Raw genomic sequence first — 23738 nt, forward strand, 5'->3', positions numbered from 1 at the left:
AAGGCTTGAACCCGCCCCCACAAGGAGAACCATGCGAAGCCTCATCGCTACTTCAGTCCTCGGCCTGGCCCTGGCCGCATCCTGCCTCGGCCCGGCCGTCGCCACCCCGAACAAGGACAATGGTGCTCAGCGCACCCTCGTTGCGGCCAGCTACAACATCCACCACGCCGAGGGCGCCGACGGTGTGCTCGACCTGGAGCGGATCGCCACGGTCCTGGAGGGCACCGACGCCCAAGTGATCGGCCTGCAGGAGGTCGACCGGCACTGGGGTGATCGCTCCGAGAACGTCGACCAGGCCAAGTGGCTGGCCGACCGTCTCGGCATGCACCACTGCTACACCGCGAACCTGGACAACCCGCCCGCCGAGGGGAGCACCCAGAACCGTCAGTACGGCACCGCGATCCTCTCGGACTTCCCGCTGGAGAACTGCACCTCCACTGCGCTCACCAACCACCCCAAGGGTGAGCAGCGCAGCCTTGCCCAAGCCGACCTCACGGTGCGCGGCGTGCCGGTGCGCTTCTACAACACCCACCTCACGCACAACTCGGACGAGGGACGCGAGGTGCAGGCCGACGAGGTCAACGAGATCGTCTCCTCCGACGACCGCCCGGCCATCCTGGTGGGGGATCTGAATGCGCGTCCCGACAAGCCGGTGTACCAGAGCTTCACCAAGCACCTGACCGACGTCTGGCCGGTGGTCGGTGAGGGCGACGGCTTCACCTACGACTCCGACGATCCCAAGGGTCGCATCGACTACATCCTGGTCAGTGGCCAGATCACACCCACGAGCATGAGCGTCATCCCGACCATCGCGTCGGACCACATGCCCATCGTCGCCAGCCTGGAGCTGCCGCACCCCTCCGAGGTCCACAAGGGCTGACCCCCCCCCGGCCGGCCAAACAAGCGTCGAGGCCGATCCCCACCGCGGGGATCGGCCTCGAGCCTCGTCAAAGCGGGATCACGCCGGCTGTTCGGCAGTCTCCTTCTTGGTCGGGAAGAGGATGGTGTACAGGTAGCAGAGCACACCGACGATGGCGATGGCGGGGAAGATCACGTCGTCGACGCGGTCCTCGATGGCGATGATCATCTCCGGCTTGCCCAACAACAGGAAGAGCGTCTGGCCCAGGACGAAGAGCAGACCTCCGATGAAGAACACGGCGGTTCCCAAGCCGATCACGATGTGGAAGAGCTTCTTCATGACTTGTTCCTTTCATGCCTCAGGGCAGGGGCAGCAGACCGGCGGCGATGAGCCCGGCGATGACTGTGATGGGAATGACGAACCACATGATCAGTGGCATGTAGATCTTGGGTGGATCCGTCTCGGTCAAGCCGCAGGCGACGAACAGGGCGCCGGAGGCTGGCGGTGAGGCTCCCTCGGTGGAGGCCACCACGAGCAGCGCGACGGCGGCGGCCAGCGGATCGATGCCCACGCCCACCAGGATCGCGTGGCTCACCACGCCGACCGAGGTCAGCGTCGCCGTCGAGGACAACGGCCCGGCCACGACGGCCAGCAACACGAGGATGACGGTGGTGGTGATCACCGGGGACAGGCTCATGCGGTCCAGCAGCGCCACGACATCCTTGTCCAGCCCCAGCTTCGAGATGACATTGGAGGCGGCGAAGATGAAGAACAGCAACCCACCAATGGTCGCGACGTGGGGGATGAGCTTCTTGACGAAATCCTCCCAGCCGGAGAACTGACGCGCCACGTTCTTGCCATCCAGCAGCAGGATGATGAGGATCATCAGCACCGGCAGCCAGACCAGCAGGTTGAGGGCGCCCATGGCGTCGTCCCAGGTCTCGGAGAGCGCCGAGAAGTGCTCGGGGATCGGACCCATGGTGAGCATCACGGGAATGACGGCGCCCATGAACAACAGCAGGTTGATGCCGTACTTGCGGAAGACCACTCCCACCGGTTCCGCGTCGGCCTGCACCATCGGTTGGATGCGGTTCTTGCGCACGATGAAGTGGATGTAGACCACACGCCACAGCACCTGGTAGAGGCCGGCGGCGAAGAGCGCCACATAGAGGCCCCCTTCGGAGACCACACCGGCGACGGTGGGGAATCCCAGCACCAGGAAGAGTGAGGCCGAAGGTGGGAAGCCCGCCCCCAGGCCGCCATTGCCGGCGATCAGCGTCGCGGCCTGCTCCTTCTTCCACCCCGAGCGCATCAACCAGTTGGCGGTGAAGGCCCCCGCGGTGGCGGCGTTGGGAGTGTTCCCGCCGGAGAAGCAACCGAGCACGGACGAGATCGCCGTGTTGGCGTAGGCCGGGCCGCCCTTCAACCGGCCGAACAGGCGGGTGAAGATCTCCAGCATTCCCGTGAGCACGTTCGAGTTCTGTAGCAGGAATGACATGAACACGAAGGCCAGTGATGCGAAGAGCACCTCGTAGTTGAGGGCGTATTTCACGGCACCAAGCATCAGGCTCCACGCACGGTCGAAACCGCCGAAGAAGGGCAGGATGACGAGGCTCAACGCAGCGGCCTCGGTGATGTTGCGCTTGAGCACCACTGCCCAGGCGACGATGAGTGCGATGAAGACCAGCAGTGCGGAAAGACCGGGTCCCATGTGACACCTCCGTTGGTGTGGGGGAGGCCTCGACGGTGAGGCCTACCGGAGTCGTGGGGCAGCCCGTGGATCAGGGCTGCGGGCAAGTCGGGGCTGAGGGCAGGTCAGGGACGGTGGACGTCGTCGATGATGTCGAAGCCCTTGTCGAGCAGGTTCTGCTTGACCCACCCGCGCTTGGCCTCTCCCTTGCGGGCGGCGACGAGCTTGGCTTCGTCATTGGCCTTGAAGGCCCGGGCATCGGCCAGGATCCGTTCGGCGTCGCGACGCGGGACGATGGTGATGCCATCTGGATCGCTGACGACGATGTCGCCCGGGTTGACGGTCAATCCGCCGCAGGCGACGGGGACGTTCACCTCGCCGGGGCCCTCCTTGTACGGGCCCGCCGGGGTGGTGCCAGTGGCATAGACCGGGAAGTCCCAGGTGCCGATCTCGTCGATGTCGCGGATCGGGCCGTCGAGGATGATTCCGGCGGCCTTCTGGCCCCACCGTAGGTGGGCCATCATGACCTCGCCGATCAGGGCGCGGGTGTCGTCCTCCTCGTTCGAGACCACCAGGAAGTCGCCCTCGTGGCAGTAGGTGAGCGATGCGTGCAGGGCCAGGTTGTCGCCGGCCCGGCACTTGACGGTCCAGGCCGGGCCGACGTTCACCTGGTTCTTGGGGCTGCTGACCAGGCGGATGCGCGGGTTCATGGAACTGGCGCGTGACATCACGTCGGCCACATTGGAGGCGGGGATGGTGCGGAAACCATCCAGCACCTCGGGGTCGGGCATGTCTCGCTGCAGGAAGACCCGCTGTCCGTAGCTCATGGCTGTTCTCCTGTCTGTTGGTTCGGGGGTGGATCAGGCGTCGATCAGGTCGCGCAGTTCGGGCACGACGAAGTCGGGGGTGCGGCCGGAGAAGTGGTCATGGATGGCCTTGGCGCAGGCCAGCGACGATCGGAAGGCCGCCTCCTTGGTCGCCCCACCGATGTGTGGGGCGGTGAGGACGTTCTCCATGGCGAGCAGCGGGTTGTCGGGCTGGATGGGTTCCTGTGCCGTCACGTCCAGGGCGGCTCCCGCGATCCTTCCCTGCTCCAGCGCGGCGACCAGCGCGGGTTCGTCGACGATGGTGCCGCGCGAGGTATTGACCAGATAGGCCGTGGGCTTCATCAGCTCGAAGGCCCCGGAGTCGATCGATCCGACGGTGGATTCGGTGGCCGGAAGATGGAGCGAGACGTAGTCGGCCCGGGCCAGAAGCTCGTCGCGGTCCTGCAGCAGCTCGATGTACCCGGGAAGGTCACCCGAAGCATAGGGATCGAAGGCGAGCACCTTCATGTCGAATCCCAGCGCCGCCTTGCGGGCCACGAGCCTGCCGATGTTTCCCAAGCCGACCAGGCCAAGGGTCTTTCCGTGCAATTCGGTCTTGGGAATTCCCATCTTGGCGAATTTGTAGTCGTCCACGTAATGCTTTTGGACTGCCTTGAAATTGCGTGAGCAGTAGAGCATGTAGAAGATCGCCAACTCCGCCACCGAGATGGCATTCGACGGGCCAGCGGTGCACACCAGCACCCCGTTGCGTCGCGCCGCCTCGACGTCGACGCCGTCGTAACCCGCCCCGTGTCGCGCGATGATCTTGAGCTTCGGCGCGGCGTCGATGACCCGCTGGGGAGCCTTGGCGGTGCGCAGGATCAAGGCATCGCAGTCGGCGATGTCCTCGACGATGTCCTGTTCGGTGGTTCCCCGCCCCTCGACGATCTCGTAACCGTGCTCGCGAAGATAGGATTCTCCCTCCGGGAGAAGTGGTTGCGGAAGTAGGACGCGAATCGACATTGATTGTGCTCCGATCAAATTCTGGAATTTCTTCCAGCTCGCGCGAACTGCCTTGTTCGCTCTTGCCTCGTTGCTTGCCAAAACCCTAGGATCGATCCCACCTCAGAGCGAGCGATGATTTCTTTGGGATGCGACAAAGAGAATTTGTGGGGTGTTTCTGCATGGACCTGATCAGCCTTGGCTACTTCCGTGAGTTGGCTGGTGACCTCAACATGACCCGCACGGCTGGCCGACTCTTCCTGTCCCAGCAGACACTCAGCAACCACATCCGACGTCTGGAGGACGACTTCGGCACTGCGTTGCTGCATCGCAAACCGTCGCTGGCGCTCACCGACGCGGGCGTGGCGGTGCTGGCCTTCGCCGAATCGGTGGGGCGTCAGGAGATGAACCTGCGCGACCAGCTGGAGGAGGTGGGCGACGGACAACGAGGTCATCTGCGCCTGGGCTGCGCTCCGGTTCGTGGCAATGAGCTGCTGCCACAGGTGGTTCCACGTTTCGTCGAGGCTCGCCCGCACGTGCAGGTGACGTTCAAGGCGGGCATCTCGTCGGTCATCACGGCGATGGTGCTGCGCGGTGAGCTCGACCTGGGGATAGTGCTGGGCACACAATTCGACCCGGAGCTTGCCCAGGAGTGGCTCTATCGGGAACAGGTCGTCGTGTGCGTGCCCGAGCAGCTGCTGCAGCGGCACTGTTCACCGGCGGAGATCCGGGCGCTCAAGGGCAGGGCAGGTGATGGCGTGGGGTTGGCGGACCTCGGACGCCTGCCGTTCTCCGTGATGACCAATCAACTGGGGCAGCGGATGGCCGGGGCCTTTGCTCGTGCCGGGATCACCCCGGATATCAGGTTCACGGGAACGGCTACGGCGGAGACGATCCCCCTGGCCATGGCAGGCATGGCCGCCTGCTACTGCACCCAGATCTCGCTCCTGCGTCTGCGCGGGCAGCTGGATGGAATCAACGTCTTCCCGTTGCTGGACGACGGGAAGCCCATCTTCCAGGAGATCCACCTCATCCGGCACCGGGAACGTGTGATGCCGGGCTATGCCGAGGCCTTCGTCGATGGCCTCAAGGCGGTGGCGGCAGACCTGCAGGAACTGCACCCCTTCCACGTCGTGGAGTAGGGGCGCGGTGGGGCAGCGGCGCCGCCGGGTCATTCGCGCGGCGGCCGCCCTGTCCTGGTCACCTACCCTCCACTCGTCCCAGGAAGTCGACCAGCTCCGCGACCAACTCGTCGCGGCTCTCGGACTCGTTGTGCACCTCGTGGCGCAGGCCGCTCCACACCCGGGTCCGCACATCCTCGTGCCCACTCGCCACCAGGCGATTGGCCACGTGGTAAGCCCCTTCGCCGAAGTTGGCGACGGGGTCCTGGTCTCCGGCCAGGATCAGCACGGGCAGGTCGGCCGGCAGACGGGTGTAGAAGTCGTCGGCATTGGCCTGGTCGTAGATGTCGACGAATCCCTTGAGGAAGCGGGCGCTGAGCGGGGCACCGAAGTTGTTGAACGGGTCGCGTCCGTGGTCGGCCACCACGGCCTCGTCGCGCGCTACCCACGCGGTCTGCGGCGCACCCTCCTCAACGCGGTCCAGGAAGCCGTCGAAGAGCTGGCCCACCAGCTCGTCGGGCGCGGGCTCGGCGGCCTGCGGCCCGGTCCCGACCTCCTCCAGCCACGTCCGGTCCATCGTCTGCTCGATGCCTTTCATCTGCGCCGCGATCCCGCACAGCGCCAACCCGTCGAGCTTCGCCTCGGGACGGATAGCCATCACACGCGCGATCATCGAACCCCAGCTGTGCCCAAAGACCACATACGGCAGCTCGGGGAAGAGTTCACGCACCTTGGCCTGCAACGTCATCTCGTCGTCCACCACGACGCGGGCGGCATCATCGCCGGCGTCGCCCCAGATCCCGTCACGCATCGCGGTGCGGCCGTGCCCGGCATGGTCGTCGGCCACCACGACGAAACCCTCGTCGACCAGCGCCGAGATCAACCTCAGGTAGCGCCGCGAGTGCTCGCCCAGGCCGTGGATCAACTGCACCACCGCACGCGGTTCGCGCACCGGGGTGTACACCCACGCCTGGATCATGTCGCGCCCATTGCTGGACGTGAACTCGATCTCCTGCAGAGCCATGCCGACCTCCTCGTCGCATCGCCGCCCGGGTGCGGCGTCTGGCTCGATGCTATGCGGCCTGCGGAACGATGACAGCGCGCGGTAACCCCTCAGACGTCGAATTCCAGCACGATCCCCTCGTCCGACGGCACGCGCCTGACCGAACGCAGGTCGGGCACCAGGACGTCCACGGTGGAGGGATCCAGCTGGTCGCCGACGCCCACCACCAGGCCGACACCCGCGGCTCGCGCTGCCTTGACCCCCGCCGAGGCGTCCTCGAAGACCGCCACGCGGGAAGGATCCAGGCCCAGCAGTTCGGCACCGCGCAGGTAGGGCTCGGGGTGGGGCTTGCCATTGGTCACATCGTCCACGGACACCATCTGCTGGGGGTTGTGCCCGGCAGCGCGCACCCGTGCCGTCGCCAGGTCTCGACCTGCGGAGGTCACCACCACCCAGCGGTCGGCGGGCAGGCTGGTGGTCAGCTCTGCCGACCCGGGGATCGCGTCCACCTCATGGGCGTGGGCAATCTCGGTCTCATCGAGCTCCCGGTAGGCCTCGTCCGCCTCACCTTGCGGCACGAGCGTCGCGATGTACTCGCGGGCGGGCATGCCATGGGGAAAGTCCACGGTGGGGTCGATTCCGAGTGATCGCTGCTTGGCCCACTCACGCCAGATGCGCATGGCGGTCGGGATGGAATTCACCAACACACCGTCGTTGTCGAACAGGATTCCGTCCACTGCATGGGTCTGCGACATGCGGCTCCACCTCTCAGATCGTCTGCATGCAGGCTATCTGCCGTAGGTGAGCAACGCCTGGGCGGGCATCACCGATTCGCCAAGGGCCACAGGTACTCGGCGATGGGCCTGACGATGAGGAAGATGCTGATGCCGGCCGCAGCCCAGACGAAGGAGCGACGATTGATCACCGGGACGGGCAGCGCCGAAGGATGATTCGCCCGGCATCGCCCACCAGGCCGGGCCGGGGGATTGTGGCAGTAGTCCTTCTTCGAATGTGTGGGGTGAGCGCAATACCCCTCGGCCCTCAACCGACGCCGACGCTCCCGCTCTGAACGTGCAGAAAGGAATTCGCCGAACAGGCTCAAGGCAATGTAGGCGGCGACGGCCAGATCCGCGTACGGAATCAGGGACTCGATAATCTCCACGGGGGGCACCTCTCGAAAGCTGCGTCCCCGAGCTCCTGAAGCATAGTGCTCAGCCGCCGGTCAGAGGCCCGAGACCGAGAAGTGGGGAGGATTCCCACCGACTACGGTGGAAATCCTCCCCACTTCGAACCGAAGGGGCGAGGGATCAGGTTCCCTTGGGCTCACGCGAGCCCAGACGCACCTTCTTGACCTCCTTCTCGCCATCCAGATCGGCGTCGGAGAAGCCGAACATGTAGGTCAGCACGAAGGAGACCACCAGCGCGGCAGCGGAGGCGATCAGGTAACCCCAGAAGCTGGAGTCGATGCCGTCCTTCGGGTTGATGAACGACGTGAACCCGATCAGCGAGCCGGTGAAGCCCCACATGTTGACGTTGAACAGGCCGGTGAGCAGACCACCCACGGCACCGCCGATCGAGGCGGTGATGAAGGCGCGACCGTACTTCAGGTTCAAGCCATACATGGCGGGCTCGGTGATGCCGCTGAAAGCGGCCAGCGTCGCGGACCCGGCCAGCTGTTTGATCTTGGCCACCTTGGTCTTGGCGAAGATCGCGAGCACCGCACCACCCTGGGCCACCATCGTCGCCGAGATGAGGGCGTTGAGGTAGGAGTGGCCCGAGGAGGCGATGTCGCTGGCCACCAGCGGAATCACGGCCCAGTGCAGGCCGAAGATCACCAGCGACTGGTACAGGCCGCCGATCAGGGTGCCGGCGATGGTCGGGTTCAGGTCGTAGACGCCCTGGATGGCGGCGGCAATGCCACCGGAGATCAGCATGACGATCGGGCCCAGGATCAGCAGGATTGCGGCGGAGACGATGAAGACCTCGAAGAAGGGCACGAAGATCATGCGCAGCGTCATCGGGATGATCTTCTTCAAGAAGGGCTCCACCTTGGAGGCCAACCACGCGGCGACGATGATCGGGAAGATCGAGTAGGAGTAGCTGGCCAACGGGTAGGGGATGCCGAAGAAGTCGGCATTCATGCTCATGCCCAGCAAACTGGTGGAGCCTTCCTTGCCGGCGGCCTCCACGATGGTCGGGTAGGTGAGCACGCCGCCGATGATGGCCACCACGATCGGGTCGGAACCCAGCCGTTTGGCGGCGGTGAACCCGACGAAGATCGGCAGGAAGAAGAAGACCGAGTCACTCATGGCATTGATCGCCATGTAGGTGGAGCTCTCGCCGGTGATGACCTCGAAGTTCATCAGCAGCGCCAGAATTCCCTTGAGGATACCGCTGGCGGCGAGCAGGCCGATGATCGGAATCATCGATCCGGTGATGACGCCGATCAACTCGCTGAAGCCGTACTTCAACCAACCGACGGCGGTGGTGGGCTTCTCCTTCTCGACGACGTCGGCCGAGACGCTGTCCACCTGGGGCAGCTGCTTGACCACCGCGTCGAAGACCTCCTCGACGGCCGGGCCGATCACCACCTGGTACTGGCCGCCGGCCTTGGCGACGTCGATGACGCCGTCGAGGTTGGCCACCACCTCGTCATTGGCGAGCTTCTCGTCCTTGAGGTAGAAGCGAACGCGGGTGATGCAGTGGATCACCGAACGGATGTTGTCGGCGCCGCCGACGTTGTCGATGATGTCGTAGGCGAGCAGGTCGTAGCCGTCCAGGCTCTCCCGGTCGAGCGCGGCGTGGCCGGACCCCTCGACAGACTCGGGGACCGAGGGGGTGTTGACAGGCTCGGGGAGCTTCCCATCGGCGGTGGCCGAGCCCCCATCCACGGTGGCCGAGCCTGTCGCGGCCCCAGCGGCCGCGGCTCCGGCAGCCGAGCCCGCGGCCTTCTTGGCGGGGGCGGGCTTCACCTGTGCCGTGGCAACCGGTGCACCCAGCTCGGCAGGTCCGAAGTCCACCTCGAGGCTGTAGAGGCGCTTCTTGGTGTTGGTGATGATGAAGATCGCCGAGGTGTCCTTGCCCGCCGCGACGACGGCATCCAGGTCCATCGTGCCCAGCGAGTCACCTGCCTTCACCTCCTGACCCTTGGTGGCGGTCAGCGCGAACGGCTTGCCCTCCAGCTCGACGGTGTCGATGCCCAGGTGCAGCAGCAGTTCGAGGCCCTCGGGGGTGCGAAAGCCCAGCGCGTGGCCGGTCTTGGCAGACATGAACACGGTGCCGTCGGCCGGGGCGACCACCTCATTGCTGGTGGGCCGCACCGCGAAGCCGTCGCCCATCTTCTTGCTGGCAAAGGCGGGATCGGGCACGTCGGCCAGGTCGATGACCTCGCCCGCCATCGGTGCCACGAGCCTTTCGGGCCGCAGCTGCGGGATCTCGTCGGTTGTCATGGGGTTCCTCTCCCTTGGGGACTCATGGCGGCGCCCGGGACAGTAGGCGCCAGTGGGGTGCTCAGGGCTCCACGACGATGCCCAGAGCTTCATAGGGGCGCAGCGTCATCTCGCGGGAGACGACTGCGTCATCGTGATTGCCGATCAGCAGGGTGCCGTCGGCGTATTCGGGGGGAATCTGGACGCCGGCCGGTTCGCCGCGGAAGTTCGCCAGCACCAGCAGCCTGCGCTGCTGCAAGGTGCGCAGGTAACCAAAGACGGCCTCGTGTCCGGCGTCGAAGGACTCGTAGCGGCCCTCGCTGATCAAGGGTTCGCTCTTGCGCAGCTGGATCAGACGACGGTAGTGGCCCAGGATGCGCTCCGAGTCCTGCTCGGCGGCCACATTGATCCGGTCCTGGTTGGTGGGGCGCAGCCACGGAATGCCGTCGGTGAAACCCGCAGTGGGGCCGTCATCCCACTGCATCGGGGTACGGGCATTGTCACGGGCCTTGGAGTGGACGATCTGGAAGGCACGCTCGGCGCTCTCACCGGTGGCGAGCAGCTCGGCGTAGGCATTGTGGGCCTCCACGTCGACGTAGTCGCTCATCAGGGTGTATTCGGGATCGGTCATGCCGATCTCCTCACCCATGTAGACATAGGGGGTGCCGCGAAGCAGGTGGATGACGGTGGCCAGCATGGTGGCCGATTCGGCGTGGAAGTTGACCGGGTCACCAAAACGGTCCAGGGCGCGTGGCTGGTCGTGGTTGTTCCAGAACAGGGCATTCCAGCCATTGCCGGCCTGCATGCCGACGGCCCACTCGTCGAGGATCCGTTTCAGGGCGGCCAGGTCATACGGGACCAGTGTCCATTTCTGGCCGTTGGCGTAGTCCACCTTCAGGTGGTGGAAGTTGAAGACCATGTCCAGTTCGCCGTTGTCGGGATTGGAGTAGCCTACGCAGGCCTCGATCGAGGTCGACGACATCTCCCCGACGGTCACCGAATCCTGGTCCTGGCCGAAACTGTTGCGGCGCAGCTCCTGCAGGTACTCGTGCACCTGTGGGCCGTCGGTGTAGGCGTCGCGGCCGTCGGTGCCCGGTGTGCCGTCCACCAGTTCGGCGGCCTTGCCGATCAGGTTGATCACGTCGAAGCGGAAGGCCTTGACGCCCTTGCCCCGCCAGAAATTGACCACCTTGGCCATTTCCTGTCGCACTGCCGGATTGCGCCAGTCCAGGTCTGCCTGGGTGACGTCGAACAGGTGCAGGAAGTAGTCACTCGTCTCACCGAAGGGCGCCCAGGCCGGCCCGCCGAACTTGGAGCCCCAACTGGTGGGCAGGCTGCCATCGGGCCGTGGTGACCTGATGATGTAGTAGTCGCGGTAGTGCTGTTCACCGGCCAAGGCCCGCTGGAACCACTCGTGGGCGGTGGAGGTGTGGTTGAGCACCATGTCGAGCATGATCCCGATGCCGTGCTCGGCGAGCCGGGCCACCAGTTCCTCGAAGTCGGCGATGGTGCCCATCGCCGGATCGATGGCGCAGTAGTCGCTCACGTCGTAGCCGTTGTCGCGCTGCGGCGAGGGGTAGAAGGGGTTCAGCCAGACCAGGTCCACGCCCAAGGAGGCGATGTGGTCCACCTTCTCGATGATGCCGCGCAGATCCCCGACCCCGTCGCCATTCGTGTCACGGAAGGACTTCGGGTAGATCTGGTAGACCACCGACTCGTGGAAGCTCATGAACCAACCTAGGGATCGGGGCAGCCACGGTGCTGCATTTCCGAGAATCTAACAGCTGGTAGGCGGGCACGAGGGGCAGTCCAGTTCTGCCATCGGTGAATTGGGGATGGCAGCAGGGCCAGGGCGTGACACGATCGAAACAGACGAAGGACGGGAAGGCCCCGCCCACGCGGACAGGAGCTGGCGATGAGCGACGAGACACCCACCGACGTGGAGCAGGACCGGATGGATCTTGCCGAGGGGCAGATCGTCCGGCACGAGGAACGCATGGTGGCCCATGCCGAGCGGCACGAGTGGGCCAAGGTGAAGGTGACCCGACGCGTGGTGACGCAGGAGCGCACCATCACCGTCCCCGTGCGCCATGAGGAGCTCGTCATCGAGTACCCACAGGAGCAGGCGCCCTCGGGCCATCCGGGCACGGTGCGGGGTTCCACCGACACGGTGCACAGCACCGTGGTGGAGGAGTACGTGCTGCACCGCGAGGAGCCGCGCGTGGTGGTCGAGACCGTCCCCTACGAGAAGGTGCAGCTGGTGGTCGACACCCAGCGTTCCCTGGTGCAGGTGGACGGCACCGTCGCGAAGGAGAAGCTCGAGGTCACCACCGACGGGGACGCCACCGTCAACTACTGATCGACGGGTCCCGAACCCCTTGGGTGGTGAGGTCCGCAGACCCCTACCGAAGTCTCCGCCAGCACTACCAGTGGTCGATCAAGGAGCCGGTGGGCCGTCCCTAGACTGACCGGCATGAAGACGACGCAGGCCGCGGCAGGCCGTCCGGTGCTGTTTCACGCAGCGCCCCCGCAGGCGCGCTGGCGCCGTTGGGTGGCGCAGGGCTGGCGCGTCCTGTTGTGCCTATTCCTGGGCTTCATCGTGTGGAGCGCCGTGTGGTTCGAGGCGATGGGCCTGCCCGTGCCCAATGTGGCGCATGCCTTCATGGCTGCCGACCTGGCGCTGTGGGTACTGCTCACCCCGGCGATCATCTGGCGCCACAGTCATCCGCGGCTTGTCACGGGGATCTTGCTGGCCGGGTCCTCCTTCTCATCGGGACTGGCCCCGGCCACCTGCGTCGCACTGCTGGCGCTTGCGGCCCGACGTCGCTGGCCGGAGGTGCTGGTGGCGGGTGCCGGGTGGATGCTGGCAGGCGTGGTCAATGACTGGGCCGTGTCTGGGCATTCCACCGAGGAGGGCGCGCTGCTGACCGGCGGAGCCGTCGACATCATGCTGCTCTTCGTGATGCAGCTGCTGGTGGTGGCCGTGGTGATGCTGATCGGGTGGAACCGCGGCGCCCGCGCGGAGCTGGTGGAGTCGTGGCGCACCGCCGCCCAACTGGCAGGCCGGGAGCAGAGTGCCCGGGTGGCCCAGGCCCGCACGGCCGAGCGGGCTCGCATCGCCCGCGAGATGCATGACGTGCTGGCCCACAAGATCAGCCTGATCTCGCTGCACGCGGGGGTGTTGGCCTTCAAGGACGACCTGAGCCCGCAGGAGTCGCGCCAGACCGCCAGCCTGATCCAGGAGACCAGTCACCAGGCACTCGAGGAATTGCGCGAGGTGCTGGGGGTGCTGCGTGACGAGGGCAGTGATCCGGTCACGCCGCCGCAACCCTCGCTGCTGGACCTGCCCGCACTGGTGGCCCAGGAGGAGTCGGCGGGGGCGTCGATCGCCCTGCGGGTTCCCGACGACTTCTGGGCCCGGGCCGCCGAACTCAGCCCGACGACCGCCCGTCACGTGCATCGCATCATCCAGGAGTCGCTCACCAATGCGCGCAAGCACGCCCAGTCGCTGCCGGTGCAGGTGGAGGTGGACGGTGATGCTGAGCACGGCCTGAACGTGTGCGTCCGCAATCCGCTGGGGCGCGGCACCTCGCACGTGCCCGGGGCGGGAATGGGGCTGGCCGGCTTGCAGGAACGCGCCGAGCTGGCTGGTGGTGAATTGACCGGCACGCGCACCGACACCGAGTTCGTCGTGAGCGCCCACCTGCCGTGGAATGTCAAGATGGGGTCATGAGCACTGAGCCACCTCAGAACGCCCCTGCGATCCGGGTGGTGATCGTCGACGACGATGCCCTGGTCCGCGCCGGGCTGACACTGATGCTGCGCAGCCCGGAGATCCAGGTGGTGGCCGAGCACGGCGACGGCCAGGGCGCCGCGCAGCTGGTGCAGCGCGAGCAGGCCGACGTGGTGCTGATGGACATTCGGATGCCCGGTCTGGACGGCATCGAGGCCACCCGGCAGGTGCTCGCCGCCCGCCCGGGCACCAAGGTCTTGGTCTTGACCACCTTCGACGCCGACGAACTCGTCGTGGAAGCCATCCGCGCAGGCGCCACCGGCTTCCTGCTCAAGGACACCCCTCCCGAACGCATCGTCGCCGCGGTGAAGGCTGTCGCGCAGGGCGAACCGGCGCTGTCGCCCAGCGTGCTGCAGCAGGTGATGATGCGCGCCGCGGGAACCGCCCCCGACCAGGGGCAGGGCAGCGACGCCCGGCGACGCCTGCAGGCACTCACCCCGCGTGAGCGCGAGGTGGCCGAGGCGGTGGCCGACGGCCTGGCCAATGCCGAGATCGCGCAGCAGATGCACCTTTCGCTGCCGACGGTCAAGGCCCACGTCTCTAGCATCCTGGCCAAGCTGGGCGCCGAGAACCGGGTGCAGGCCGCCCTGGTGGTGCACGACGCACAGCGTCGCTGAACCGACAGGTCAGCGGGCCAGGGTCACTGTGGCTGCCGCGAGAGGTCTGCGGCGCCGATCATTCCCGCGTCATTGGCCAGGATCGCCAGCCGCACGTGCGGGGCGTCGCGGTAGCCCTGGGCGGTCAGCCGCTTGTGGAAGCTCTTGAGGACCGGTTCGCGAAGCAGGTCGCCGGCCTCGGCCACGCCACCGGCCAGCACGAAGACGTCGGGGTCGAGCACCGCGTCGATCACGGCCATGCCTCGGCCGATCCAGTCACCCAGCGCGTCGAAGCAGTCCAGCGCGGCCGCGTCCCCCTCGCGAGCGGCCTGCGTCACGTGCTTCCCCTCCACCCGCAGTGGATTCCCGCCGGCCAGTTCCAGCAGCCGCTCGGCGCGCTCCGGGGCGACGGTGGCCAGCTCGCGGGCCTCCACCACCAGGGCGCTGCCGGAGCCGTAGCGTTCCCAGCAACCGCGCAGGCCACAGCCGCAGCGGCGGCCATTGGGACGGACGATGAAGTGGCCCAGTTCGCCGGCGAAGCCGTTGGCGCCACGCACCAGCTGGTTGTCGTTGATGATGGCGCCACCGATGCCGGTGCCGATGGTCAGCACCACGGCCGACCGTGCATCCTGCGCGGATCCGAAGCGGTTCTCCGCCCAGCCGGCGGCGTTCGCGTCGTTCTCCACCACGGTGGGCAGCCCGGTGGCGCGCTCCACCCGCTCCTTGAGCGGTTCATTGCGCCAGGCCAGGTTGGGGGCGAAGACCACCTTGGCGCGCAAGCTGTCGACGAAGCCAGCGGCACCGATGCCGATGCTTGTCACCTCGTGCTCGGCGCCCAGTTCCTTGACCAGCTCCGCGATGGTGGCGGCCACCTGGTCGGCGTCATTGGCGGGGGTGGGGCGTCGCAACTGCGCGACGATCTTGCCCCACTCGTCCACCACGGCGGCCGCGATCTTGGTTCCGCCGACATCCACTCCGATGGCCAGGGACATGCCACTCCTCATCTCGCTGCTGGTGCCGGGCCGAAAGGCACGGTGTCCACACCGAATCCCATTCAACCATTGCGGTCTTGAGGACCGGGCAGAACCCCCAAAGCTGCTTGTCGGGGCCGCTCAGCCCTGCCAGCCGGGATCTGCGGGAAAGACCAGCCCCACCTGGCGACGGGCCTCGTCCATCACGGTCAGGGCGTCGTCGGTGGCCTGCTGGTGGGGCCTGGCCAGGGCAGGATCCTGCACCATCCGGGCGAAGGCGCGCAGCACATGGGCCTGCTGAGGCAGGGACTTGTCCAGCGGCACCTCCTCGGTCTCGGCGCCATTGGTCCAGGCCAGCTGCAACCGGTGGGGGTCGTCGATGCGGTCCAGCAACAGGCTGGCGTCCTCGCCGGCGATGACATTGCCGCAAGCATTGGCCGAGACCTTGGAACAGGCCACCGTGGCGGTGAAGCCGGGGTAGTCCAGCAGCAGGGTGGTGGCCCCGTCGATGCCATTGGACAGTTTCACGCTGGAGGCCTGCACCCGGGTGGGCATCCCGAACAGGGAGACCAAGGGGTGCAGGCAGTAGACGCCCAGGTCCATCAGTGCGCCGGCGGCCATCTCGGGCCGGAAGATGTTCTCCACCTTGCCGGCCAGGAAGTTGTCGTAGCGACGTGAGCGCTGGCACAGCTGCAGCGAGACCTGACGCACCGGCCCCAGGCTCTCCAGATGCGCAGTGACGTGGCGCCACAGCGGCTCGTGCACGGCGCGAACCGATTCCAGCACCACCAGCCCCCGACTGTTGGCCACCTCCACCAGGTCACGCCACTGCTCGGCGGTGGTGCAGGCCGACTTCTCCACCAGGACGTGCTTGCCCGCCTCCAACAACTGCCGGGCCTGGGCATGGTGAAGCGCATTGGGTGAGGCGATGTAGACCGCGTCGACGTCGTCGGCGCTGGCCAGGGCGTCCACCCCGCTCACCGGGCGGGCTCCGTGCGGGGCCCCCAGCTGTGCGGCGCGTGACTCGTCGCGGGAGCTGGCCGCCACCCACGAGACCTCGTCGACGAGGGCGACGGAGGCACCGAAGAGCTCCACGATCGAGCTGGTACCAACACTCGCGAACCTGAGCATCTGCATCACCCTCCTGGTTGCACCCTAATGTCCCGACAGGGCCATCCCGGCCGCGTCGTCATCCCCCCGACGGGGTCGCGCCAGTGTCACCCTGCAGGCGCCCCACAGTCCAACCACAATGTTTGCTCTACCCTGACAGGGCGGGGGCACCGCGCCTCCGGGAAGCTCGGGGGAGTGATCGATGTCCAAGAAGGATTCGACGGTCGCGGCGGTACGCGCACCCAAACATGTGCGGCTGCGGATGGCGGCGCTGGAGCGGACCTCACCGCAGCGTGCTGCGGCGGTGGGCGAGGTGATGTGGTTCCAGGTGCCCGATCCGCCCAAGGAACGCAAACTCGGCAAGTACACCCCCAGCGGTGGGGAGCCCTTCTTCCTGCTCAGCGGAGACGCGGAGATCACCGGCTACACCTTCGGCCCCGAGCACGCACCGGTGGCCTTGCTGGTGCACGGCTGGGGTGGGTACTGGCAGCTCTTGCAGGCCCACATCGGCACCCTGCTGGAGCGCGGCTACCGGGTGGTGGCCTTCGATGCGCCCAGCCATGGGCACTCCACCCATGGTGCCGAGGGTTTCGGCATGGCCTCGGTGGAGGAGATGGCCGATGCCGTCAATGCGGTGCTGGACGAGATGGGTGAACCTGCCCTGGTGCTGGCCCACGGCAGGGGTGCGATGGCCGTCCTGCGCGCCCGCCGGGCCCGGCGGATGCCCGGCGCCTTCGTGCTCTTCGCCCCGGAGGTCTCCATCGAGCCGGCGCTGCACTGGTTCGCCAAGGTGACGGGGATGGGGCCGCGCACCCGTGAGCTCTTCCTGCAGCGCGCCCAGCGCCGGTTGGGGAGCGACCTGGCCGAGTTCGACCTGCGCCGTGACGTGCAGCGGATGGCCCAGGCCGGCTGGATTCCCCCTATGTTGGTGGTGCACGACGAGGACGATCCGCACAATCCCCTGGAGCAGAGCCGCGAACTGCACGAGTCGTGGCACGGTTCCGAGCTGATGGTCACCGCCAACCAGGGGCACCGCAAGGTGATCTGGCACGACGCGGTGGTCGAGCGCGTCGCCGCCTTCGTCGCCGGGCTGCCACCGGCGCGTCCCGCGGTGCGCCGCATGCCGGGCTAGGCTCCGGGCAAGGACCACGAGGGCGTCACCGAGGTGACGCTGGCAAGGCCGTACGGACAGGGAGTGAAGATGGACAAGCAGGACACGTGTTGCGCCAAGGTGCCCAGCGCTGCGACCAGCGCACTGGGCCTGGTGGGTGGTTACGCCGTCGCGCGTTTCAGCGGGAACCGGCCCCTGGGTGGTGCGGTGCTGGCCGCCGCCGGTGTGGCGTCGGGCGTGAAGTGGAAGGAGCAGGGCGCCCTGACCACCGCCGGCTTGACCGCGCTCTACTTGGGCGCCTTCGGCGGCTCGCACCCGCTGGCCAAGAAGATCGGCGCCTGGCCCAGCGTCTTCAGCGTCGCCGGTGCCACGGCGCTGGCCAGCTGGTACCTGGTGGACCGCCACTGAGCTTCCCCTCGGCAGGCTCGGGGACCGGGAAGGGGAGGCGGCCGAGACCCCATCCCCGGTGGCCGAGCCCAACGCCCCGATGGCCGAGCTTGTCGAGGCCGCCCTCCCCGTTGGCCGAGCCTGTCGAGGCCCCCTTCCCCGACAGCCGAGCTTGTCGAGGCCGCGAAAAATCGGTTGCCGCCCCTGCCCGGCCCGCCTAGCGTGGTGGGCACACAAGGAAGGAGGTGGTCCTGACCGATGAATGACTACAGGACGAGTGAGGTGGCTCGCGCCTGAGCGAGCCCGTCAAGGGACGCGTGGCAATCCACACGAGCCACCGGAACCTGCGGGGATCGGTCCACGTCCAACCGATCGGCCCGGCACAGCTGCCGGGCACCCCGCGGGTTCTTGCATGCCCTGCGGAGCCGTCCCGGACGGTCGCGGTGCTCCTGCGCACCGGTGTGGGATCCCGCAAAGCTCGCACAGGTTGGGAAATGGACCATTGACGAAGGCTCGGGCCAGTGCACTAGGTTCAGACTCGGCCGACGGGTACGCCGTGGGCCCACCCCACACGGAGGAGAACCCATGCACAGTCGCATGATGTCCGGCCTCGCAGCCTCAGCCCTGGTCGTCTCCGGTCTCTGCAGCCTGCCCCAACAGGCCCAGGCGCAGGATCGTGACCTCGGGCGCATGTCCGACTACATCAAGATCGCCCAGCAGGACCAGACCGGCCAGGTGGTACGCAACCGCTGGCTGGTGCAGGTGGAAGGCGCCGTCACCGCACAGGGCGGCAAGAGCGCGCAGAACGTGAACGCCCAGAAGAAGGTGATGGCGGCCGCCGCCAAGGCCGGTGTGAAGGTCAAGCAGCATCGCTCCTACACCCGCACCTTCAACGGCATGGCCGTCACCATGGACGGCAAGCAGGCGGCGAAGCTGGCCCGACTGCCCGGGGTCAAGGGCATCTATCCCGTCGTGACCGCCAAGCGGCCGGTGACCCGCGGCGGTGCCACCAGTCCCGACATGGCCACCGCGGTCAACCTGACCGGTGCCGCCATCGCCCGCGACGACCTTGGCCTGGACGGCAAGGGCATCAAGGTGGGAGTCATCGACTCCGGCATCGACATCGACCACCCAGACCTGGGCGGGAAGGGCACCAATGGCTCCACCAGCTTCCCGACCAGTCGGGTGAAGTGGGGCCATGACTTCGTCGGTGACGACTACGACGCGGAGAAGCCCGACAGCATCCCCGTCCCCGACGCGGTTCCCGACGACTGCGGCGGCCACGGCACCCACGTGGCAGGCATCATCGGCGCCGACGGCGACACCTCCGGCAAGGGCATCAAGGGCGTGGCGCCCAAGGTGAGCTTTGGCGCCTACCGTGTTTTCGGCTGCAACGGATCCACCTCCAGCGAGATCATCATGGCCGCCATGGAGCGCGCCGAGGCCGACGGCATGGACGTGGTGAACATGTCGCTGGGCGCCAGCATGATGACCTGGGCCGACTACCCGACCGCGCAGGCCGCCGACGCGATGAGCGACCGCGGCACCATCATGGTGGTCTCGGCCGGCAATGCCGGCGAGAGCGGCGCCTTCAGCTCGGGAGCCCCGAGCGTGGGGCGCAAGACCATCTCGGTGGCCAGCTTCGACAACTCCCACGTCACCCAGCGCGCCATCCGGGCCCAGGCCAACGGCAAGCTCTACGGCTACACCGCCGCCGACGAGGTGCCGGTGCCCACCACCGGCAGCCTCCCGGTGGTCTCCCTGGGCGAGCCCGGCACGCCGCAGGCCCAGGGTTGCGAGCCCTACACCGAGGAGCAGAAGGCGCTGTTCGCCGACGGTGCTGCCGCCCTGGTGCAGCGCGGCACCTGCAGCTTCCACGAGAAGGCGCTGGCCGCCCAGCAGGCGGGTGCCAAGGCCGTCCTGCTCTACAACAACGCGCCGGGCACCATCAGTCCCAGCGTGGCCGGCGATACCCCCATCACCATCCCGGTGGTCATGCTCAGCCAGCAGGACGGCACCGAACTGGCCCGTCAGCTGGAGCAGGGCAATGTGGTGGAGTGGACCGAGCAGACCGTCTCCAGCGCGGATCCCAATGCCGGACGCATCTCCAGCTTCTCCAGCTGGGGAGCCTCGGCCGACCTCGACCTGAAGCCCGACGTCGGCGCTCCCGGCGGCAACATCTGGTCCACCTATCCGCTCGAGAAGGGCGGCCACACGTCGATGTCCGGCACCTCGATGGCGGCCCCGCACGTCGCCGGCAATGTGGCGCAGCTGCTGCAGGAGCGTCCCGAGCTGAAGGGCCAGCCCCAGACGGTGCGCACCCTGCTGCAGAACACCGCCGACCACGGCGCCCTGTGGAGCCTGGCGCCAGACCTGGGGCTCAAGGAGATGGTGCTGCGCCAGGGCTCCGGCATGGTGCAGGTTGACCGCGCCCTGCTGACCCAGCAGAGCATCAGCCCCAGCAAGATCAGCCTGGGCGAGGCACAGCGCAAGCCGGTCACCACCGAACTCGTGCTGCGCAACGACTCGCGACGAGCGACCGTCTACACCTTCGCCAACGAGAGCTCCATCGGCTCGCTGGGCACCAGCGATCCCTCCTTCGACCTGATGGATGCCAACGTGAAGCTGCCCAAGCGCGTGGTGGTGCCGGCCGGCAAGACCAAGAAGGTGAAGGTGACCATCCAGGCGCCCACCGACGCGCCCAATGGCTACCTCTACGGCGGTTGGATCGTCGCCAGCTCCGACACCGGCACCACGCTGAACGTGCCCTACCTCGGCATGGCCGGTGACTACCAGCGCGTCGACGTGCTCCGCGCCCCCGGCTTCGACGGCCCCTGTCTGGGCGAGATGACGGGCCCGGTCAACGATCGTCGCGCCGTCTGCCTGCCCGAACAGGAGGGGCTGAGCTACTCGATGGCCAAGGATGACCAGCCGACGCCGGTCTTCCGACTGGAATACCCCACCGAGATGCTGCAGATGGTGGTGCACAAGGCCAATGCCGACGGCACGAAGGGCGAGCAGGTGGGCATCGCCGCCGAGTTCGTCCACGAGGGCCGCGCCAGCGCCAATGTGGGCCTGCCGTGGGACGGCACCTACCTGACCACCGGATCGAGCCCGTACCAGGCCCGGGTGCAGCCCGGTGACTACATCCTGGAGATCAAGGCCCTGCGGGCCCTGGGCGATGCCGACAACCCGGAGGACTGGCAGAGCTGGACCAGCGAGCCCTTCACGGCAACCTTCCAGAACCCGGCCCCGGTCGACGACGGCACCAGCCCGATCGACCCCTTGGCCGTGCAGCGCGCCCAGCAGTGAGCCTGCTGGACTGGACCGCGACGGGGCCCCACCGATCGGTGGGGCCCCGTTGCTTTTGCCGGGCCATTGCGCGGCACCCGTGTGGGGACAGGCCAGCCGCACTGAGTAGAGTCGTCATCAAGACAGGCAGAGGACGGCTCAGGAGGCCCAATGTTGGACGTTGCAGTGGTCGGTGCGGGACTCGCCGGCCTGAGCGCCGCAGCAAAACTGGTGGAAGCCGGGAAGGACGTCGTCGTCCTCGAGTCGCGCGAGCGTGTCGGCGGCCGCTTGGAGAATGTCGTCGAGCAGGACACCGTGCTGGAGATGGGCGGCCAGTGGGTCTCGCCCAGCCACGAACGGATCCTGGATCTGGTCAAGGGCTTCGGCCTGGAACTCGTGGAGCCCTCCGAGGGTGCCGCCGTGGTGCGCGTGGCCGGGGCCTCCCGTCAGGTGCCCACCAGCAATGACATCGAGGACCACCTCACCCCCTTCGAGATGGCCGACCTGGGCCAGGGCCTGATGCGTTTTCGCCGGCTGGCCGAGCGCGTCGCCAAGGACCCGGCATGGTGCAGCGCCAACACGCGCTGGCTCGACCAGGCCGTCTCCACCTGGGCCGCCACCAACCTGCGCACCCCCGGTGCCAGCGAGTGGTTCGACCGCGTCTTCGAGAGCTCGATGGGGCGTCCCGCCGAGGAGACCACGCTGGTGGACGGCCTGCGTCGGGTCAACGACGGCATCGACATGGAGGCGCTGATCTCGCTCAATGGCGGCGCCCACCAGCAGCGCGTCGCCGGGGGCGTCGTCCAGGTGTGCGACAAGCTGGCCGAAGGACTGGGCGAGCGGGTGCAGTTGGGCAAGCAGGTCACCGCCATCTCGCAGAACGACGACCATGTGGTGCTGACCCTGGCCGACAGCGCCCCGGTGCAGGCGCGTGAGGTGATCGTGACCCTGCCGCCGCGCCTGCTGTCCACCGTCGACTTCGAGCCTGGGCTGCCCCAGTGGCGCGCCGATGCAGCCACCCAGATCCCCGCAGGCAATGTCATCAAGGCGGCCCTGGTCTACGAGTCGCCGTGGTGGCGTCGCGCCGGGTTGTCGGGCCAGGTGGGTTCCGGCGAGGGCGCCATGCGCGTGATCGTCGACAACTCCAATCCGTCGGAGAAGACCGGCGTGCTGATGGGCTTCTTCGAGGGTGGGGAGGCCTCGGGCATCAGCCGACGTTCGGCCTTCCTGCGCCAGCGTGCGATGGAGGAGGCCGTCAACGCGGCCTTCGGTGACACCCACCCCGAGCCGCTGGCCTATGTGGACCGTGACTGGTCGCGCGAGGAGTTCACCGGGGGCTGCCATGGCGCCCACTTCGCGCCCGGTGTCTGGACGGCCACCGGGCCGAGCCTTGCCGCGTCGGAGGGCCGCGTGCACTTTGCCGGCGCCGAGTACTCCTCCAAGTACAACGGCTACATGGAGGGCGCCGTGCTCTCGGGCGAGCAGGTTGCCCAGCAACTGATCGGCTGACCTCTACGCAAACAGAGAGCTGGCGGGTCTTCATTGCCACCATGGCAGTGAAGACCCGCCAGCTCTCTGTTTGCGGACGCACCTCCGTTGTCCCAACCCTGCGCGGAGGACCGTTGGCTGTGGATGAGTGGGGTGCAATGACCTCGTCCTGCACATCATCCTGGGCATGGGAGCGATCGAGGCGCCGGGCGGCGTGTGCACGACGAGGGATCTGTTGGCGGCTGGCTACAGCCAAGGCGACATCCGCCGCGAATTGGCCGCCGGAAACCTGCTGCGGCCTCGACGTGGGTGGTATGCCTTGCCAAACGCCGATGCGCAGGTGCTGCGGGCCGTGCGTGCCGGAGGTGCGCTGACCTGTGCCTCGGCGCTGGCGCACCACGGTGCCTGGCAGGTCGACTCGGGGACGCTCCACCTGCGCATCGACCACAATCGCACCGGTGGCCTCCCCGACGGCATGAAGCGGTGCCGAACGATCGGCAACCGGCACGCCAGAGCTCCCCGTCGTGCGGTCGACCATCCCGACGAGGCGCTGCGGGCCGCGTGGTGGTGCCTGGGGCGGGAGGACTTCCTGATCGTGGCCGAATCGCTGGTCGAGCGCCGACTGATGTCGCCGGCGCAGATTCGGCTGGCGCTGGGCAGCGGCCCCGGGGTGGAGGACGTGCTCGGCCAGATGGACCGCGGCGAATCCGGACCCGAGACCGTGGTGCGGTTGCGGCTTCGCGCGCGCAGGATCAATGTGCGTGCGCAGGTGGCGATTGGGGGAGTTGGCCGCGTGGATCTATTGGTGGGGGAGAGACTCGTGATCGAGGTGGACAGCCGGGCCTTCCACACTGGCGAGGAGCGCTACCGCAGGGATCGCGAGCGTGATCTGCGGCTGCGGGCGCTCGGCTACATCGTCGTACGCCTCACCTATGAACAGGTCATGCATTCCTGGCCGGAAACCGAGCAGGCGCTGCTGGTCATGATCCGACGAGGAGACCACTGGTGGGCCTCACGTCGGGGACGTTGGCTGCCGCAAACAGAGAGCTGACGGGTCCTCATTGCCATGGTGGCAGTCAAGG

General features: G+C 67.3%; 21 protein-coding genes. 10 read left to right on the forward strand and 11 right to left on the reverse strand.

The genetic code is table 11. The annotated features are described in order from the left end of the window. Positions 1-31: 31 nt before the first annotated feature. A complete protein-coding gene (locus tag ACOAMO_RS06990) occupies positions 32-880 on the forward strand; it encodes an endonuclease/exonuclease/phosphatase family protein (protein ID WP_420176862.1) in 849 nt (282 codons plus the stop codon). 78 nt (positions 881-958) lie between these two features. Here the strand turns inward: ACOAMO_RS06990 and ACOAMO_RS06995 are convergent, their stop codons facing one another. The 4 genes from ACOAMO_RS06995 to ACOAMO_RS07010 form a co-directional block, all read right to left on the reverse strand. Next, positions 959-1198, reverse strand: a complete 240-nt coding sequence (locus ACOAMO_RS06995; protein WP_420176863.1) for a hypothetical protein — start codon at positions 1196-1198, stop codon at positions 959-961. A gap of 19 nt (positions 1199-1217) precedes the next feature. Further along, positions 1218-2570, reverse strand: a complete 1353-nt coding sequence (locus ACOAMO_RS07000; RefSeq protein ID WP_420176864.1) for a TRAP transporter large permease subunit — start codon at positions 2568-2570, stop codon at positions 1218-1220. A 104-nt stretch (positions 2571-2674) separates the two neighbouring features. After that, entirely contained in the window at positions 2675-3376 is a 702-nt protein-coding gene (locus tag ACOAMO_RS07005; protein ID WP_420176865.1) for a methyltransferase, read from the reverse strand. A gap of 33 nt (positions 3377-3409) precedes the next feature. Beyond that, positions 3410-4378 carry a hydroxyacid dehydrogenase gene (locus ACOAMO_RS07010; protein WP_420176866.1) on the reverse strand — a complete coding sequence of 323 codons (969 nt, stop codon included), beginning with the start codon at positions 4376-4378 and terminating at the stop codon, positions 3410-3412. Positions 4379-4539: 161 nt separating this feature from the next. Here ACOAMO_RS07010 and ACOAMO_RS07015 point away from each other — a divergent pair, with 161 nt between their 5' ends. Continuing rightward, positions 4540-5499, forward strand: a complete 960-nt coding sequence (locus ACOAMO_RS07015) for a LysR family transcriptional regulator (RefSeq protein WP_420176867.1) — start codon at positions 4540-4542, stop codon at positions 5497-5499. A gap of 58 nt (positions 5500-5557) precedes the next feature. Here ACOAMO_RS07015 and ACOAMO_RS07020 read toward each other — a convergent pair whose 3' ends face one another. The 5 genes from ACOAMO_RS07020 to treC all read right to left on the reverse strand — a co-directional run bounded on the left by ACOAMO_RS07020 (position 5558) and on the right by treC (position 11638). Further along, positions 5558-6502 (reverse strand): alpha/beta fold hydrolase, encoded by a 945-nt coding sequence (locus ACOAMO_RS07020; RefSeq protein ID WP_420176868.1) that lies wholly within the window; start codon positions 6500-6502, stop codon positions 5558-5560. An 89-nt stretch (positions 6503-6591) separates the two neighbouring features. Beyond that, on the reverse strand, positions 6592-7236 hold the full coding sequence (locus ACOAMO_RS07025) for an HAD-IA family hydrolase (RefSeq protein WP_420176869.1): 645 nt from the start codon (positions 7234-7236) through the stop codon (positions 6592-6594). Between the two features lie 68 nt (positions 7237-7304). Then, a complete protein-coding gene (locus ACOAMO_RS07030) occupies positions 7305-7643 on the reverse strand; it encodes a hypothetical protein (protein WP_420176870.1) in 339 nt (112 codons plus the stop codon). Between the two features lie 145 nt (positions 7644-7788). Beyond that, positions 7789-9930, reverse strand: coding sequence for a glucose PTS transporter subunit IIA (locus tag ACOAMO_RS07035; RefSeq protein ID WP_420176871.1), 2142 nt, complete (start codon positions 9928-9930; stop codon positions 7789-7791). A gap of 61 nt (positions 9931-9991) precedes the next feature. After that, complete coding sequence (gene treC / locus ACOAMO_RS07040) at positions 9992-11638, reverse strand: alpha,alpha-phosphotrehalase (protein ID WP_420176872.1); 1647 nt, start codon at positions 11636-11638, stop codon at positions 9992-9994. A gap of 186 nt (positions 11639-11824) precedes the next feature. On the opposite strand from treC, the gene ACOAMO_RS07045 reads away from it, so the two are divergent. From ACOAMO_RS07045 to ACOAMO_RS07055, 3 genes are all read left to right on the forward strand, one after another. After that, on the forward strand, positions 11825-12268 hold the full coding sequence (locus ACOAMO_RS07045; protein WP_420176873.1) for a DUF2382 domain-containing protein: 444 nt from the start codon (positions 11825-11827) through the stop codon (positions 12266-12268). Positions 12269-12382: 114 nt separating this feature from the next. Continuing rightward, positions 12383-13642: a sensor histidine kinase gene (locus tag ACOAMO_RS07050; RefSeq protein ID WP_420176874.1), complete on the forward strand. Its 1260-nt coding sequence runs from the start codon at positions 12383-12385 to the stop codon at positions 13640-13642. Then, a complete protein-coding gene (locus ACOAMO_RS07055; protein WP_420176875.1) occupies positions 13639-14319 on the forward strand; it encodes a response regulator in 681 nt (226 codons plus the stop codon). Before ACOAMO_RS07050 ends, ACOAMO_RS07055 begins: the two co-directional genes overlap by 4 nt. Before the next feature lie 23 nt (positions 14320-14342). On the opposite strand, the gene ACOAMO_RS07060 is transcribed toward ACOAMO_RS07055, so the two are convergent. Both ACOAMO_RS07060 and ACOAMO_RS07065 read right to left on the reverse strand, forming a co-directional pair. Next, the gene (locus ACOAMO_RS07060) at positions 14343-15290 is read right to left on the reverse strand and encodes an ROK family glucokinase (protein ID WP_420176876.1); all 948 of its coding nucleotides are present in this window, start codon (positions 15288-15290) and stop codon (positions 14343-14345) included. Positions 15291-15410: 120 nt separating this feature from the next. Beyond that, complete coding sequence (locus ACOAMO_RS07065) at positions 15411-16406, reverse strand: Gfo/Idh/MocA family protein (protein WP_420176877.1); 996 nt, start codon at positions 16404-16406, stop codon at positions 15411-15413. Between the two features lie 175 nt (positions 16407-16581). Here ACOAMO_RS07065 and ACOAMO_RS07070 point away from each other — a divergent pair, with 175 nt between their 5' ends. From ACOAMO_RS07070 to ACOAMO_RS07090, 5 genes are all read left to right on the forward strand, one after another. Next, positions 16582-17511: an alpha/beta fold hydrolase gene (locus ACOAMO_RS07070; RefSeq protein ID WP_420176878.1), complete on the forward strand. Its 930-nt coding sequence runs from the start codon at positions 16582-16584 to the stop codon at positions 17509-17511. Between the two features lie 69 nt (positions 17512-17580). Then, positions 17581-17898, forward strand: coding sequence for a hypothetical protein (locus ACOAMO_RS07075; RefSeq protein ID WP_420176879.1), 318 nt, complete (start codon positions 17581-17583; stop codon positions 17896-17898). 564 nt (positions 17899-18462) lie between these two features. Beyond that, a complete protein-coding gene (locus ACOAMO_RS07080; RefSeq protein WP_420176880.1) occupies positions 18463-21189 on the forward strand; it encodes a S8 family serine peptidase in 2727 nt (908 codons plus the stop codon). A 150-nt stretch (positions 21190-21339) separates the two neighbouring features. After that, complete coding sequence (locus tag ACOAMO_RS07085) at positions 21340-22677, forward strand: flavin monoamine oxidase family protein (protein ID WP_420176881.1); 1338 nt, start codon at positions 21340-21342, stop codon at positions 22675-22677. Between the two features lie 127 nt (positions 22678-22804). Next, complete coding sequence (locus ACOAMO_RS07090; RefSeq protein ID WP_420176882.1) at positions 22805-23707, forward strand: DUF559 domain-containing protein; 903 nt, start codon at positions 22805-22807, stop codon at positions 23705-23707. Positions 23708-23738: the final 31 nt, after the last annotated feature.

This window comes from Luteococcus struthionis (genome assembly GCF_048595755.1).
Classification (GTDB): domain Bacteria; phylum Actinomycetota; class Actinomycetes; order Propionibacteriales; family Propionibacteriaceae; genus Luteococcus.